Genomic DNA, 14,082 nt, shown 5'->3' with positions numbered 1-14,082 from the left:
CATGCACCTCGACCACACCCACCACGGCCCCTCCGCCGTGAGCGCCGACGCCCACCGGTCCGACGGGGCCCGGCGCGCCCTGCGCGTCGGACTCGGCGGTCCCGTCGGGTCCGGTAAGACCGCCACCGTCGCCGCGCTCTGCCGGACCCTGCGCGAGGAGCTCTCCCTGGCCGTCGTCACCAACGACATCTACACCCGTGAGGACGCCGAGTTCCTGCTCAGGGAGGCCGTACTGCCACCCGAGCGAATCACGGCCGTCGAGACCGGCGCCTGCCCGCACACCGCGATCCGCGACGACATCTCCGCCAACCTCGAGGCGGTGGAGGACCTGGAGGACGCGGTCGGGCCGCTGGACCTGATCCTCGTGGAGTCCGGCGGGGACAACCTCACCGCCACCTTCTCCAGGGGACTCGTCGACGCGCAGATCTTCGTGATCGACGTGGCCGGCGGCGACGACATCCCGCGCAAGGGCGGACCCGGCGTCACCACCGCAGACCTGCTCGTCGTCAACAAGACCGACCTGGCGCCGTACGTCGGCTCCGACCTCGCCCGGATGGCCGCCGACGCCAAGGCGCAGCGGGCCGAACGCCCGGTGATTTTCCAGTCGTTGCGAGGCGACGCGGGAGTCGCGGATGTGGCCGCGTGGGTGCGGGGGCGGCTCGCCGCGTGGACGGCGTGACGACGACCGGGGTCCGGGCGGACGCGCGGATCGTCGCCCGGAGCGACGGCCGGGGCGGCACCGCCCTGCCCGTGCTGGACGGCGAGGGTCCGCTCGCGCTGCGCCGCGTCCGGGCGAGCGGCGACGAGGCGCGGGTGATGGTCGTCGGCGCGATGAGCGGCCCGCTCGGCGGCGACCGCTTCCGGGTGCGGGCACGGGTGGCCGAGGGCGCCCGGCTGCACGTCGGTTCGGCCGCCGCCACCATCGCGCTGCCGGGACAGCACAAGGGCGAGGCACGGTACGACGTCCGGCTCGACGTGGCCGAGGGCGCCGAGCTCAACTGGCTGCCGGAACAGCTCATCTCAACCGGCGGCAGCGACCTGCGCGTCACCACCCGAGCCGAACTCGCGACCGGGGCACGGCTCGTGCTGCGCGATGAGCAGGTGCTCGGACGGGCCGGGGAGGAACCCGGACGGCTCACCAGCCGGCTCACCGTGCGACTCGCCGGCCGGACCCTGCTGGACCAGGAGCTGAGCTGCGGGCCCGGAGCACCGGGCGGCTGGGACGGCCCCGCCGTGCTGGGCGGCCACCGGTCCGTGGGCCAACTGGTCGTGGTGCGCCCCGAGTTCGCGGAGCAGCCGCCCGCGGCGCGGGTGCTGGGGGAGTGCGCGGCGCTGATGCCGCTCGCCGGACCGGCGGTGCTCGTCGGCGCCGTCGCCCCCGACGCGCTGACGTTGCGGCGGCTGCTCGACGAGGCGCTCGCCCTGCTCACCTAGGGTCTCTCGTGTGGATCATGCCGGGCTCGCGCGCCCGGGCACCGCCCCTCGCCGCGTTGTCGTCGGCTGCCAGGGCTCCGCCATGGCGCCCTCCTCCGCAGTGCGAGGCTCCCCCAAAGACCCTGGTTGTCCCGCTCAAGAGACGCGCTGATCCGTTTATCGGATTGGTAAAGAAGATCTGCCTCCTCTGTTCTCGGGTGGCGCACAGCCGCGAGGATCCCCGTCTGACCACTCGCAGCGATGTGCAATGGGAGTCCACTTGAGGGACAACAGACCGAAGAGCCGCCTGCTGGCGCTCAGTTCGGCCGGAGCGCTCGTCACGGCGACCCTGATAGCCGGCGCGGCGTCGGCGCCCGCGGCCAGCGCCGACAGCCGCCACGGACGGGACCGCGAGGCCGTCGGCGCCGAGATCGCCGCCGCCCGCGCCGCCAAGGCCGGCATCGACTGGCGGGACTGCCCCGCCGACTGGGGGCTGGAGAAGCCCATCCAGTGCGGCTGGGTCTCCGTGCCGCTCGACTACAGCAAGCCCGACGGCAAGCAGATCGAGCTCGCCGTCGACCGCATCGGCAACACGGGAACCCAGAAGGAGCGCCAGGGCGCGCTCGTCTACAACCCGGGCGGTCCCGGTGGCTCCGGCCTGCGCTTCCCGCGCCGGGTCACCACCAAGAGCGCCGTCTGGGCGAACGTGGCGAAGGCCTACGACTTCGTGGGCTTCGACCCGCGCGGCGTCGGCCACTCGGCGCCCATCTCCTGCGTCGACCCGCAGGAGTTCGTCAAGGCGCCCAAGGCCGACCCGGTGCCGGACACCGAGGCCGACAAGACCGTGCAGCGTAAGCTCGCCCGTGAGTACGCGGAGGGCTGCGGCGAGCACAGCGGCACGATGCTGCCGCACATGACCACGCCGAACACCGCACGCGACCTGGACGTCATCCGCGCCGCGCTCGGTGAGCGCAAGCTCAACTACCTCGGCGTCTCCTACGGCACCTACCTCGGCGCCGTCTACGGCACCCTCTTCCCGGGCCACCTGCGCCGCATGGTCGTGGACAGTGTGGTGAACCCGTCGAAGCGGAGCATCTGGTACCAGGCCAACCTGGACCAGGACGTCGCCTTCGAGGGCCGCTGGAAGGACTGGGAGGACTGGGTCGCCGCCAACGACGCCGCCTTCCACCTGGGCACCACCCGCGCCGCCGTCCAGGCCAAGTGGCTCGAGCTGCGCGCCACCGCCAAGAAGAGCCCCCTCGGCGGGGTCGTCGGCCCGGCCGAGCTGATCTCCTTCTTCCAGAGCGCCCCGTACTACGACTCCTCGTGGGTGCCGGTCGCCTCGGTGTTCAGCAAGTACGTCGCCGGTGACACCCAGGCCCTCGTCGACGCCGCCGCCCCGGACATGGCGGACACGGCCGGCAACGCCGCCGCGGAGAACAGCAACGCGGTCTACACCGCCGTCGAGTGCGCCGACGCCAAGTGGCCCACCAGCTGGAGCAAGTGGGACCGGGACAACACCCGGCTCCACCGGGACCACCCGTTCATGACCTGGGCCAACGCCTGGATGAACCTGCCCTGCGCCACCTGGCCGGCCAAGCAGCACACGCCCGTCGAGGTGGGCACCCACCGGGGCCTTCCGCAGGTGCTGATCGTCCAGTCGACGCATGACGCCGCGACCCCCTACCAGGGCGCCGTCGAACTGCACAAGCGCTTCAAGGGCTCGCGTCTCATCACCGAGCGGGACGCGGGCTCCCACGGTGTGACCGGCCTGGTCAACCCCTGCATCAACGGCCGGGTCGACGCCTATCTCCTCGCCGGCAAGCTGGACTCCGCCGATGTGACCTGCGCGCCGCACGCGACGCCCAAGCCCTAACCGGCAGCGGTTCGGACAACAGGGGCGGCCGGACTTCCCGGCCGCCCCTTCGTCATGCCTCCGCCGGCCAGGCGTCCTCGGCCGCGTAGTCGAAGGTACCGGGGTACGCCCCCGCCATGACCGGGAAGCGTTCCCGCCAGTCACCGTCGCGCAGCGCACCCGTCAGCCACTCCACCGTCTCCGGCAGGCTGTCCGGGTACGACACCACCGGCCGGTAGCCCAACTCCCGCTCGGCGGCCGACATGTCGAAGACCACCGGCAGCGGGACCGACCACGGGGTACCGCCCACGGTCCCGCCGGGCGGCGGGCCGTCCAGCAGCGTCGTCTCCGTCTCCACGCCCATGACCGCGTCGATCGCCGCCCCGATCTCGGCCACCGTGGGCGTCTCGCCGTCACAGGCGTTGAGCACCCGGGACCCCGGCCGGGCCGCCGCCAGCCGCACCAGTTCGGCGATGTTCCGGGCGCTCGCCGGGTGGAAGCGGCTCTCCCCGCGGTACGCGAGTACCCGTCGGCGCCTGCCGTCCAGGTTCCGCTTCACGAAGTACAGCTCGCGGGGGAGCGGGCTGTGCGGACCGTGCACCGCGCCCGCCCGCAACACGGTCGTCGGCAACACCGCTTCGGCGTCGCGCAGTTCATGCTCCAGGGCCGCCTTGCGGGTGGAGTAGGTCGCCGCGCCCGGTGCCACCACCGGCTGGGACTCGGGCACCGGTACCGGATACACCGGAAAGCCTTCCGGCTCGCCGGTGGTGTCGAAGCCCCGCCCTTCGCCGTCCTCGTACACCGACACACTCGAGATGACCACCGCGGAGCCGATCCGGTCCGCGAGGGACGTCAACTGCCGTGCGTGCGAGGCGTCGTACGCCACCATGTCGACCACGAGGTCGCAACCGCCGCCCACCACGGCGGCCAGCGCGCCGTCGTCGGACCGGTCCAGTCGTACCACCCGCACGCCGGCGTCCCACGACTCGTCCCGGCCGCCGCCCCGCGAGGCGGCAGTCACCTCCCAGCCGTCCCGTGCCAGCGCCGCCACCACCGGCCGGCCGATCTGCCCGCTCGCCCCGATCACCACTGCCTTCTTCATGCGGCGAGCCTAGGCGCGGGGCAGGCCCGGGTCCGAGCCGTTCTGCCGAGGGCAGAGGTCAGCCGAGCGGCGTCCGGGGGAACTTGCGTTCCTTCTTCGCGTCCGCCTGCTCCCCCTTGACGACGGCCGCGTACTGGTCGACGTACTCCTGCTCGGAGAGCGAGAGGATCGCGTACATGATCTCGTCGGTGATGGCCCGCAGGACGGCCTTCTCCTTCTCCATGCCGGCGTAGCGCGAGAAGTCGAGCGGCTCGCCGAAGCGGATCACGACGGGGCGGATATGGGGTACGACCTTGCCCGGCGGCTGCGCCTCGAAGGTGCCGATCATCGCGCAGGGCACGACAGGCACCCCGGCCCTCAGCGCCATGACCGCGACCCCGACCTTGCCCTTGTACAGCCGGCCGTCGTGCGACCGGGTCCCCTCCGGGTAGATGCCGAGCAGCTCGCCCTTGCCGAGCACCCCGAGCCCCTCGCGGATCGCGGCCTGCCCCGCCTCCTTGCCCGAGCGGTCCACCGGGATCTGCCCCGCGCTGCGGAAGAAGAACGCGGTGAGCCGGCCCTTGACGCCCGGCCCGGTGAAGTACTCGGCCTTGGCGAGGAAGGTGATGCGCCGCTTCAGGATCGCCGGCATCAGGAAGTGGTCCGAGAAGGACAGATGGTTACCCGCGACGATCGCCGGCCCCGACGCCGGCACATGCTCCAGCCCCTCGATTCGAGGCCGGAAGACCAGCCTGAGCAAGGGGCCCAAGAGGACGTACTTGAGCAGGTAGTAGAACAAGGGGTCGCTCCTCACTCCTGGCGGATTGGCTCAACCACCGCGTCCCTCCACGTCATTCGGCCTGTCGTGGGATGTCAGTGTAGGTGCAGGCACGGCCGTCCGGCACCGGTCCGGACCGTGTCGGGGCCGACCGTGAACGCCTGCCCCGAACGGGTGCTACCGGAACGCCGCGAGGTTGCGCGCGACCCACTGCGCGAACGGGCGCGCGGGGCGGTGCAGGATCGCGGCGACGTCGGGACTGATCCGCCGCTCGGCCGGGAGCGGGACGCCGAGGACGTCCAGCGTGCCGGTGACGACCTGCTCCGGCATGAACCGCGCCAGATGGGCGTGGGCGTCCTCGCGGGACAGCTCCACGAACCTCACCTCCTCGCCCAGGGCCTCGGAGATGACGGCGGCCTGCCGGCGCGGACCGATCGCCTCGGGGCCGGTCAGCTCGTACACGCGGCCCGAGTGGCCGTCCTCGCGCAGCACCGCGGCGGCGACCGCGGCGATGTCCGCCGGGTCCACGACGGGCAGCGCCACGTCACCGAACGGGGCGCGGACCGTGCGTTCGGCGCGGACCGTGTCCGCCCAGGCGAAGGCGTTGGAGGCGAAGCCACCGGGACGCAGGACGGTGAACTCCCCTCCCCACGCGCGCACCGCCGCCTCGAACCGGCGCAGCCGCGCGTGCGAGGGCGCCTGCGGGCGGGTCGCGCTCACCTGTGAGGAGGCCAGGACGATCCGCTCGACCCCGGCGGCCCCGGCCGCTTCCAGCAGGGCGTGCGGGCTTTCGCCCCGGCTGTTCAGTTCCCCGCCGAGCAGGACGAACAGGGCGCGGGCACCCGCGAGCGCGGGCCCCATGCTCACCGCGTCCCCGGGATCCGCCCGGACCCACCGGACCCCGGCCCGGTGGTGCGCGGGCCGCGGTCGCCGGGAGACGGCCACGACCTCCTCGCCCGCCGCGGCCAGCAGCTCCACGAGCGTCCGCCCGACGTTCCCGGTCGCACCCGTCACCGTGATCATGATGACCCTCCTGATGTGAGTTAGTTAGCTGACTTAAAAACTAGCACGGAGTCGGCAGGGGCTGTCTATAGTCAGTCGGGTGACCAACTCAGTGAACCGCCGGACACAGGCCTCACAGAAGCGGCAGCGGCTCACCGCGGCGGCGGCCCGGGTCCTGCACGAGCAGGGGGTCGAACGCACCACCCTCGCCGACATCGCGCGCGCGGCCGACGTACCCGTCGGCAACGTCTACTACTACTTCAAGACCAAGGACGAGCTGGTCCAGGCCGCGCTGGCCGAGCACACCGCGCGGCTGGACGAACTCACCGGCCGGCTGGAGCGGCTGGCCGATCCGCGCGACCGCCTGAAGGCGCTGGTCGAGGCCTGGGTCGGGCAGCGGGACGTCGCCGCCCGCCACGGCTGCCCCACCGGAACGCTGGCCGCCGAACTCGACAAGCGCGCCGACGGAACCCTCGACGCGGAGGCCGGGGCGGTGCTGCGGCGGCTGCTGGACTGGGTCGCCGGCCAGTTCCGCGAACTGGGCCTGCCCGGCCCGCAGGACCTCGCCCTCACCCTCGTCTCCGGCTACCAGGGCATGTCGCTCATGGCCAACGCCCTGCGTGACCCGGACGTCATGACCCGTGAGGGCGCCCGGCTGCTGCGCTGGCTGGACTCCCTCGGCGCTCAGGGCGCGCCCGTCGCGGGCAGCTCCAGACGCAGTTCGTAGCCGCCGTCCGTAGTCGGTCCGGAGGTGATGGTGCCGCCGAGGAGCGAGGCGCGCTGACCCAGGCTGACGAGGCCGTAGTGCGAGCTGGGCAGGGGGAGCCCGGGACGGGTCGGCGCGGAGTTCGTCACCGTGACGCGCACGGTGCCGTCCTGCTGCCCGAGGCAGACGGTCGCAGCGGCGCCGGGGGCGTGCTTACGGATGTTGGTCAGGGCCTCCTGGATGGTGCGGTAGACGGCGCGCTGCACGGTCGGCGGCAGATCCTCCGGCAGATCCATGCGCAGCTTCGTCTCGATGCCGCTGCCCGCGACGAGCTGCTGGAGGTCGGCCAGGGACGGCTGCGGGGTCAGCTCGGTCGGGCGCCCGCCGGAGGCCCGCAGAACGTTGACCATGTGCCGCAGCTCGTCCAGGGTCTGGACGCTCAGCCGCCGGATCGTGGCCGCCGCCTCCTTTGCCTCCGGGTCCCGACTGCCCACCTGCAGCGCGCCCGACCGTACCGCGATCAGGCTCACCTGGTGGGAGACGACGTCGTGCATCTCGCGGGCGAGCTGCGCGCGTTCCTTGGAGAGCGCGGCTTGGGCGGTCAGCAGCTGTTCGTGGTCGCGCGCCTCGGAGATCTCGGTGAGCCGCAGCGACAGATCGCGCCGGGTCTGGACGAGCTGGCCGAGGAACACGGGAGCGGCGGCCATCGCCGCGGTGTAGGTCAGGGTGATCAGGGTCGAGGTGCCCAGCAGGTCTATCGCGGGCGACGGCCATCGGGTGACGTCGCTGAACGTGAACGCCAGGGCGCACAGGACCAGCATGACGCGGCGGCGGGTGAGCGAGGCGAGGGTGTACAGCGCGGCCAGCGCGGCGAAGACGGCGTCGGAGAGCAGGACGGAGGGCAGGGTGAGCAGGAACGTGAGCAGCGGCAGACGCCGGCGCATCAGCAGCGCGAAGGCGGCGACCAGGGCGAAGGTCATGCGCATCGGTTCGTCGCTGTCGAAGTGCACCCAGACGTCGAACAGCGAGCAGACGACGACGGCGGCGTCCAGCAGCGGCGCGGGCGGTCGGCGGGGTGTCATCCGTCCCCCTTCTTGAGGAGCCCGGCCCGTTGGGCGAGCAGGGCGGCCTGGACACGGCCGCCCACCTCCAGCTTGGTCAGGATGGCGCTCACGTGGTCCTTGACCGTCCCGGTGCTCAGGTGCATCCGGGTGGCGATGTCGCCGTTGGACAGTCCCTCCGCGACGAGGAGCAGCACATGGCGCTCACGGTCGGTCAGCCGTTCGATGGTGCGGGCGGCGGCCTCCTGGGAACCGGCGCCCAGGAAGCCGTCCACGACGGTCCGGGTCACCTTGGACGACAGGACGGTGCCGCCGTCGGCCAGGGCCCGCACCAGGAAGGGCAGTTCCTCGGGGTCGGTGTCCTTGAGCAGGAAGCCCGCCGCCCCCGAGCGCAGAGCCGTCTCCACGTACTCGTCCATGTCGAACGTGGTGAGCATGGCCACGACCGGGGGATGCGGCAGCCGGCGGACCTCCGCCAGGACCGTCAGCCCGTCCACGTCCGGCATGCGGATGTCCAGCAGCACGACGTCCGGCTCCGTCACCCGCACGGCGCTGAGCGCCTGTCCGCCGGGCACCGCCGCCACGACCTCGATGTCGTCCGCCGCGTCGAGGATGTGCTGGAAGCCCGTACGGATGAGGGCCTCGTCGTCGACCACCAGTACCCGGATCACGTGTGCTCCACTCGCTGCCGGTTTCCAGTCTGATCCGTACCGCGCCGAGCGGCGCGCCGTGGGCGCCCGGCGGCGGGTTCAGCCGGGCGGCGGGGCAGTCCCAGCCGGTCGGCGGGGCGGTTCCGGACATCCGCCGGATGTTCGTGGCCGGTGGTGGCCACCGACCCTGGTACGCATGAGCCAGGACGTGCCGTCGGCCGCGTCACCCACCGTGTCGCGCGCCCGGGTGTCACCCGCGGTGACACCCGCCGGGACAGACCGCCGCCCACCGGGCCCACCGTCCCCGGGGCGGCTGGCCGGCGTAGACCTGGCCCGCGGTCTGGCGGTCCTGGGCATGTTCGCGGTCCATGTCGGCCCCGAGCCGTCGGTCGGCGGCCCGCTGGGCTGGTCGATGGAGCTGGCCCGGGGCCGCTCCGCCGCCCTGTTCGCCGTGCTGGCCGGGTTCTCGCTGGTCCTGTTGACCGGCCGTCCGCAGCCGCGGACCGGTCAGGCCGGGCGGCAGGCCGTGGGCAGGGTACTGATCCGCTCGGCCGTGCTGGTCGTCCTGGGGTACGCCCTGACCGCCCTGAACACCGACGTCGACGTCATCCTCTCCTGCTACGGGCTGCTGTTCGTCCTCGCCCTTCCGCTGTACCGGCTGCGGGCCGCCACCCTGGCCGTCGTCGCGGCGGCGACCGTGCTCGTGCTGCCCCAGGTCCTCTATCTGCTGCGGGCCGCGCTGGAGAACGGGAGCTGGGGCGACACGGTCGTCGCCCACGACCCGCTGGCCCGGGTCACCGGCACCGACGGGCTGGCCGGTCTGCTCGTCACCGGCGCCTACCCCGTACCGACCTGGCTGCCGTTCATCGTCGCCGGTATGGCGGTGGCCAGGCTCGACCTCGACCGGCCCGGCGCACGGAACCGGCTGGCCCTGTCCGGCACCCTGCTGGGCGTGGCCGGCTACGGGGGTTCCTGGCTGGCCCTGCACCTGGTCCCGGGCGCGCAGGCCGCCGTGAGCGCGGCCACCGGGGGCGGCCCGGCCGGGTCCGCCTGGTGGTCCGACGCCGTGGGCGACGACCCCACCGCGGGCGTCCCCGCGTGGCTGTTGGTCGCCGCGCCGCACAGCCAGACCACTTGGTCGATCCTGGGCAACACCGGTGTCGCCCTGGTCGTCCTGGCCGCCTGCCTCACCGTCACCGGCCGGTCGCCGCGCCTACGGTGGGCGGTCAGTCCGGTCACCGCGGTCGGCGCCGTCCCGCTGACCGTCTACGTCGGCCACATCCTCGCGATCAAGGCCCTGCACACCGACGACCTCGCGGAGTCCGCCGCCCCGGCGGTCCTGCTCGGCTTCGCCGCGGTGGCCATGCTGTCGGCCCTCGCCTGGACCCGCGCCTTCCGGCGCGGACCGCTGGAGCACGCCCTGCACGCCGCCACCACACCGGCCCAACTGATCAGATGACCCGCGCACGGACTTCTCGACCGAGAGCCGTGCCGGTGCACCAAGGAGGTCAGTCGCATGACGATCCGCCTCACGTTCCTGAGCACGAGCGGGGGGGAACCCACCCCCGGCACCCGTTTCGGTGACGCTCCACCGACCGAACGCGAACTGGGTGAGGCGCGCGCCGCCCGAGCGGACCTCCCGCCCCACACCCGGGCCGTGCGCGCACCGTCCCTGCGCTGCCGGCGGACCGCCGAGGCACTGGGTCTGGCGGCGGCGAGCGAGCCCGCGCTGCGCGACCTCGACCTCGGCACATGGCGCGGCCGCACGGTCGACGAGGTCGCCGCGGCGGACCCCCACGCCATCACCGCCTGGCTTACGGACCCGGACGCCGCACCGCACGGGGGTGAGTCGGTACGCCGGTTCTGCCGGCGTACCGCGAACTGGCTCGGCGCCGTCGCCGACGAGCCGGGCCACATGCTGGCCGTCACCGAACCGGCGGTCGTCCGGGCCGCGCTCGTGCACGCCCTGTCCGCGCCGGCGAGAGCGTTCTGGCGCTTCGACGTGCCGCCCCTGTCCCCGGTGTCCCTCACCTGGCAACGCGGTCACTGGGACGTCAGTGTCGGCTCCGCCGCCTTCGAGGCGACCCGGCGATTCACCGTGATCCACCGGAACCCGCCCCGGCACGCCGGCCGGGAGGCCGCCCACGCCCTCGTTCCGTCCGCCGGCACCTGGGCCGACCCGCTGTGGTACCCCCGGGTGGACGGGGCCGACTACGCCTCAACGCGCCCGTAGCGGCGCCCTCACCCCGGCCGCCGCCGCGGCCGTCGCGCGAGTCCCGTCGCCGCTCGCGCCGCCCGCCCCCGTACGATGTCCGCGATGCCCAGCAACCAGCAGCGCGCCCAGCGACCGCCTCGACGGCCCCGTCGCGCGCTGCTCGTGCTGGCGGTGCTCGCCGGCCTGCTGGGCATGCACGCCCTGGCGCCCGGCGGCGGCACCGGGCACCCGGCACGGGCCCATGCCGAGCACCGGACGGTCGCCGTCATGGCCCAGGACGCCTGTCCGGACGGCCATTGCGGTGGCGGCCACCTGCACCACGCCGACCCGTCCTGCGCGTCCGACGCCGTCAAGGACGGCCCCCGGTCACCTGTTCTGGTCCCCGGCCCGGTGACCGCCCCGGCGCCGGCCGACGCGTGCCGCTCCCGCGCCGTCGCCGCGCCGGACGGCGCCCGCGCCCCGCCCACCCTGGCCGAACTGCAACTCCTGCGGATCTAGAGGCACCGACGACCGCTCCGACGGCGGCCGTCCACCCACGCGTGCCCGAAAACACCTTTCCCACAGCAGGAGTTCCCAGCATGACCACTCGTACCCTGACGCGCCGCGCCGCCCTCCTCGCGGTCACCGCGACCGCCTCGCTGGCCCTCGCCGCCTGCGGCGGCAGCGACGACGGCGCGGCCCACGCGGGACACGGCGGCCCGGCGTCGACCGCCGCGTCCGCCACAGCCACCGCCGGCCCCCGCAACGCCCAGGACGTCTCCTTCGCCCAGGGCATGATCCCGCACCACCAGCAGGCCCTGGAGATGGCGAAGCTCGCCGACGGCCGGGCCTCCTCGGCCCGGGTGAAGGACCTCGCCGCCCGGATCGAGAAGGCACAGGACCCGGAGATCCGCACCATGACCGGCTGGCTCACCGCCTGGGGCGAGCAGGTGCCCATGGCCGGCATGGACCACTCGGGACACGCCGGGATGACCGGGATGACCGGGATGATGAGCGACGGCGACATGGCGGCTCTGAAGAAGGCCTCCGGCGCGGACTTCGACAGGAAGTTCCTGTCCCTGATGGTCGAGCACCACCGGGGCGCCGTCGAGATGGCCGGCACCGAGAAGGCCAAGGGCGCCTACGGTCCCGCCAGGACCATGGCCGGTGACATCGTGCGGGCGCAGAACGCCGAGATCCAGGAGATGAAGCAGCTCCTCGGCGGGAGCTGACACGAGACGGGGGGCCGGCACCGGTCCGGCCCCCCGCTTCCCTCAGCCCAGCACCTTCTCCAGGGAGCCCAGCGCCGAGCGCAGCTCCTCGGCCGTGATGGTCAGCGGGGGCGCCAGCCGGATCGTGGAGCCATGGGTGTCCTTGACCAGGACGCCCTCCCGCATGAGCCGCTCGCTGATCTCACGGCCGGTGCCGATCACCGGGTCGACGTCGACGCCCGCCCACAGCCCGCGCGCCCGGAACCCGGTCACGCCCCTGCCGACCAGCGCGGTCAGGCCACCGCGCAGGACCAGGCCCAGCTCGGCGGCCCGGCGCTGGTACTCGCCCGTCTCCAGCAGCCCGAGGACCGCCGTGCCGACCGCCGCGGCCAGCGGATTGCCGCCGAACGTGGAGCCGTGCTCACCCGGGTGCAGCACGCCCAGCACCTCGCGCCGCGCCACCACCGCCGACACCGGCACGATGCCGCCGCCCAGCGCCTTGCCCAGCAGCAGCACGTCCGGGACGACGTCCTCGTGCTCGACGGCGAGGGTGCGGCCGGTGCGGCCGAGACCCGACTGGATCTCGTCCGCGATGAACAGGCAGCCCTTGCGGCGGGTCAGCTCACGGACACCGGTCAGATAGCCCTCGTCCGGGATGACGACCCCGGCCTCGCCCTGGATCGGCTCGATCAGCACCGCGGCCGTCGTCTCGTCGACCGCCGCCTCCAGCGCGGCCAGGTCGTTGTACGGCACGATCTTGAAGCCGGGCGTGAAGGGGCCGAAGCCGGCCCGGGCCGACTCGTCCGTGGAGAAGCTGACGATCGTCGTCGTACGGCCGTGGAAGTTCTCCGCGGCCACCACGATCGTCGCCCGGTCGGCGGGGACGCCCTTCACGTCGTACGCCCACTTGCGGGCCACCTTGACGCCGCTCTCCACCGCCTCGGCGCCCGTGTTCATGGGCAGCACCATGTCGAGCCCGGTCAGCGCGGCGAGCCGCTCCGCGAACTCGGCCAGCCGGTCGTTGTGGAAGGCGCGGGAGGTCAGGGTCAGCAGGTCGAGCTGTCGGTGCGCGGCCTCGATCAGCTCCGGGTGCCGGTGGCCGAAGTTGAGGGCCGAGTAGCCGGCCAGCATGTCGAGGTAGCGGCGGCCCTCGACATCCTCCACCCAGGTGCCCTCCGCCCGGGCGACGACCACGGGCAGCGGGTGGTAGTTGTGCGCGAGGACCGGCTCCTCCGCCCGGATCAGGTCCTCGGACGTACGGGTGCGCGCGGGTGCGGTCATCAGCGGATCTCCTGGGTGCAGCACTTGATGCCACCGCCGGCCTTGTGGAACTCCGACAGGTCGACGGGGACGGGGACGTAGCCGTGGTCGGCCAGGCGCTCGGCCAGCGCCTCGGCCTTCGGGGCGATGAAGACGTGCCGGCCGTCGGACACGGAGTTCAGGCCGAACGCCATCGCGTCGTCGCGGGTGGCGAGCACGGCGTCCGGGTACAGGCGCCGCAGCACCTCCCTGCTGCCCGGGGAGAACGCCTCCGGGTAGTAGACGATGTTGTCGTCGTCCAGGACGAACAGCGCCGTGTCCAGGTGGTAGAAGTACGGATCCACCAGCGTCAGGCCGATCACCGGGTGGCCGAGGAACTCCTGGGCCTCGCGGTGGGCCTCGCGGGTGGTGCGGAAGCCGGTGCCGGCCAGCACGTACCGGCCCGTCCACACCAGATCGCCCTCACCCTCGGTGACCGACTCGGGGCGGTGGACGTCGAACCCGGCCGCCTTGAACCAGGTGTCGTAGTGGACGGACTCGGGACGCCGCTCCGACGCGTGGAACAGGGACCCGAAGACCCGGCCGCCGACCACGAACGCGGCGTTGGCGGAGAAGACCATGTCGGGCAGGCCCGGGACCGGATCGACCGCGTCCACGGTGTGGCCGTGGGTGCGGTAGGCGCCGATCAGGGTCTGCCACTGCTCCCGGGCCAGGTCCACGTCGACCGGCTTGTCGGGATGCATCCACGGATTGATCGCGTACTGCACGGCGAAGTGTCTGGGTTCGCAGACGAGGAAGCGCCGATGGCGCGGCACACGGCTTTCGGGCACAGAGGGTTCCCTCCGCTTTCCTGTGTGTCACTGAAGGATGA

15 protein-coding genes are annotated in these 14,082 nt (G+C 73.1%); 8 read left to right on the top strand and 7 right to left on the bottom strand.

The features are described 5' to 3' along the window. Position 1 precedes the first annotated feature (1 nt). The 3 genes from ureG to ACFVVO_RS09295 all read left to right on the top strand — a co-directional run bounded on the left by ureG (position 2) and on the right by ACFVVO_RS09295 (position 3,289). A complete protein-coding gene (gene ureG, locus ACFVVO_RS09305) occupies positions 2–679 on the top strand; it encodes an urease accessory protein UreG (protein WP_390053160.1) in 678 nt (225 codons plus the stop codon). After that, positions 676–1,434 (top strand): urease accessory protein UreD, encoded by a 759-nt coding sequence (locus ACFVVO_RS09300; RefSeq protein WP_390053158.1) that lies wholly within the window; start codon positions 676–678, stop codon positions 1,432–1,434. The genes ureG and ACFVVO_RS09300 overlap by 4 nt, the downstream gene beginning before the upstream one ends. Before the next feature lie 247 nt (positions 1,435–1,681). Beyond that, positions 1,682–3,289, top strand: a complete 1,608-nt coding sequence (locus tag ACFVVO_RS09295) for an alpha/beta hydrolase (protein WP_390053156.1) — start codon at positions 1,682–1,684, stop codon at positions 3,287–3,289. Between the two features lie 52 nt (positions 3,290–3,341). Here ACFVVO_RS09295 and ACFVVO_RS09290 read toward each other — a convergent pair whose 3' ends face one another. The 3 genes from ACFVVO_RS09290 to ACFVVO_RS09280 all read right to left on the bottom strand — a co-directional run bounded on the left by ACFVVO_RS09290 (position 3,342) and on the right by ACFVVO_RS09280 (position 6,150). Then, complete coding sequence (locus ACFVVO_RS09290; protein ID WP_390053384.1) at positions 3,342–4,358, bottom strand: NAD-dependent epimerase/dehydratase family protein; 1,017 nt, start codon at positions 4,356–4,358, stop codon at positions 3,342–3,344. Positions 4,359–4,428: 70 nt separating this feature from the next. Next, positions 4,429–5,148 (bottom strand): lysophospholipid acyltransferase family protein, encoded by a 720-nt coding sequence (locus tag ACFVVO_RS09285; protein ID WP_390053155.1) that lies wholly within the window; start codon positions 5,146–5,148, stop codon positions 4,429–4,431. A 156-nt stretch (positions 5,149–5,304) separates the two neighbouring features. Then, on the bottom strand, positions 5,305–6,150 hold the full coding sequence (locus ACFVVO_RS09280; RefSeq protein ID WP_390053153.1) for an NAD(P)H-binding protein: 846 nt from the start codon (positions 6,148–6,150) through the stop codon (positions 5,305–5,307). Positions 6,151–6,229: 79 nt separating this feature from the next. On the opposite strand from ACFVVO_RS09280, the gene ACFVVO_RS09275 reads away from it, so the two are divergent. Then, positions 6,230–6,856, top strand: coding sequence for a TetR/AcrR family transcriptional regulator (locus tag ACFVVO_RS09275; RefSeq protein ID WP_390053152.1), 627 nt, complete (start codon positions 6,230–6,232; stop codon positions 6,854–6,856). On the opposite strand, the gene ACFVVO_RS09270 is transcribed toward ACFVVO_RS09275, so the two are convergent. Further along, positions 6,814–7,917 carry a sensor histidine kinase gene (locus tag ACFVVO_RS09270; RefSeq protein WP_390053150.1) on the bottom strand — a complete coding sequence of 368 codons (1,104 nt, stop codon included), beginning with the start codon at positions 7,915–7,917 and terminating at the stop codon, positions 6,814–6,816. The two genes, ACFVVO_RS09275 and ACFVVO_RS09270, sit on opposite strands and share 43 nt — an antisense overlap. Further along, positions 7,914–8,567 (bottom strand): response regulator, encoded by a 654-nt coding sequence (locus ACFVVO_RS09265; protein WP_390053148.1) that lies wholly within the window; start codon positions 8,565–8,567, stop codon positions 7,914–7,916. Before ACFVVO_RS09265 ends, ACFVVO_RS09270 begins: the two co-directional genes overlap by 4 nt. 175 nt (positions 8,568–8,742) lie before the next feature. Here ACFVVO_RS09265 and ACFVVO_RS09260 point away from each other — a divergent pair, with 175 nt between their 5' ends. The 4 genes from ACFVVO_RS09260 (at position 8,743) to ACFVVO_RS09245 (ending at position 11,972) form a co-directional block, all read left to right on the top strand. Then, positions 8,743–10,005, top strand: a complete 1,263-nt coding sequence (locus tag ACFVVO_RS09260) for a DUF418 domain-containing protein (RefSeq protein ID WP_390053146.1) — start codon at positions 8,743–8,745, stop codon at positions 10,003–10,005. 57 nt (positions 10,006–10,062) lie between these two features. Next, the gene (locus ACFVVO_RS09255; protein ID WP_390053144.1) at positions 10,063–10,779 is read left to right on the top strand and encodes a histidine phosphatase family protein; all 717 of its coding nucleotides are present in this window, start codon (positions 10,063–10,065) and stop codon (positions 10,777–10,779) included. Positions 10,780–10,863: 84 nt separating this feature from the next. Beyond that, entirely contained in the window at positions 10,864–11,259 is a 396-nt protein-coding gene (locus ACFVVO_RS09250; RefSeq protein ID WP_390053143.1) for a DUF6153 family protein, read from the top strand. An 80-nt stretch (positions 11,260–11,339) separates the two neighbouring features. Then, entirely contained in the window at positions 11,340–11,972 is a 633-nt protein-coding gene (locus tag ACFVVO_RS09245; RefSeq protein WP_390053141.1) for a DUF305 domain-containing protein, read from the top strand. 42 nt (positions 11,973–12,014) lie between these two features. Here the strand turns inward: ACFVVO_RS09245 and rocD are convergent, their stop codons facing one another. Both rocD and ddaH read right to left on the bottom strand, forming a co-directional pair. Next, entirely contained in the window at positions 12,015–13,232 is a 1,218-nt protein-coding gene (gene rocD / locus ACFVVO_RS09240; protein ID WP_390053139.1) for an ornithine--oxo-acid transaminase, read from the bottom strand. Then, positions 13,232–14,041 (bottom strand): dimethylargininase, encoded by an 810-nt coding sequence (gene ddaH / locus ACFVVO_RS09235; protein ID WP_390053138.1) that lies wholly within the window; start codon positions 14,039–14,041, stop codon positions 13,232–13,234. The genes rocD and ddaH overlap by 1 nt, the downstream gene beginning before the upstream one ends. Between the last annotated feature and the right edge of the window lie 41 nt (positions 14,042–14,082).

Source organism: Streptomyces sp. NPDC058145 (assembly GCF_042884245.1).
Classification (GTDB): domain Bacteria; phylum Actinomycetota; class Actinomycetes; order Streptomycetales; family Streptomycetaceae; genus Streptomyces.
The sequence above is the reverse complement of the archived record's forward strand: the minus strand, read 5'-3'. Positions and strand labels throughout refer to the sequence as shown.

Bases quoted from the DNA above. Each gene is read 5' to 3' on its own strand.
- ACFVVO_RS09270 (WP_390053150.1), bottom strand. From the start codon at position 7,917: ATGACACCCCGCCGACCGCCCGCGCCGCTGCTGGACGCCGCCGTCGTC.
- ACFVVO_RS09250 (WP_390053143.1), top strand. From the start codon at position 10,864: ATGCCCAGCAACCAGCAGCGCGCCCAGCGACCGCCTCGACGGCCCCGT.
- ACFVVO_RS09295 (WP_390053156.1), top strand. From the start codon at position 1,682: ATGGGAGTCCACTTGAGGGACAACAGACCGAAGAGCCGCCTGCTGGCG.
- ACFVVO_RS09280 (WP_390053153.1), bottom strand. From the start codon at position 6,150: ATGATCACGGTGACGGGTGCGACCGGGAACGTCGGGCGGACGCTCGTG.
- ACFVVO_RS09255 (WP_390053144.1), top strand. From the start codon at position 10,063: ATGACGATCCGCCTCACGTTCCTGAGCACGAGCGGGGGGGAACCCACC.
- ACFVVO_RS09260 (WP_390053146.1), top strand. From the start codon at position 8,743: ATGAGCCAGGACGTGCCGTCGGCCGCGTCACCCACCGTGTCGCGCGCC.
- rocD (WP_390053139.1), bottom strand. From the start codon at position 13,232: ATGACCGCACCCGCGCGCACCCGTACGTCCGAGGACCTGATCCGGGCG.
- ACFVVO_RS09245 (WP_390053141.1), top strand. From the start codon at position 11,340: ATGACCACTCGTACCCTGACGCGCCGCGCCGCCCTCCTCGCGGTCACC.
- ureG (WP_390053160.1), top strand. From the start codon at position 2: ATGCACCTCGACCACACCCACCACGGCCCCTCCGCCGTGAGCGCCGAC.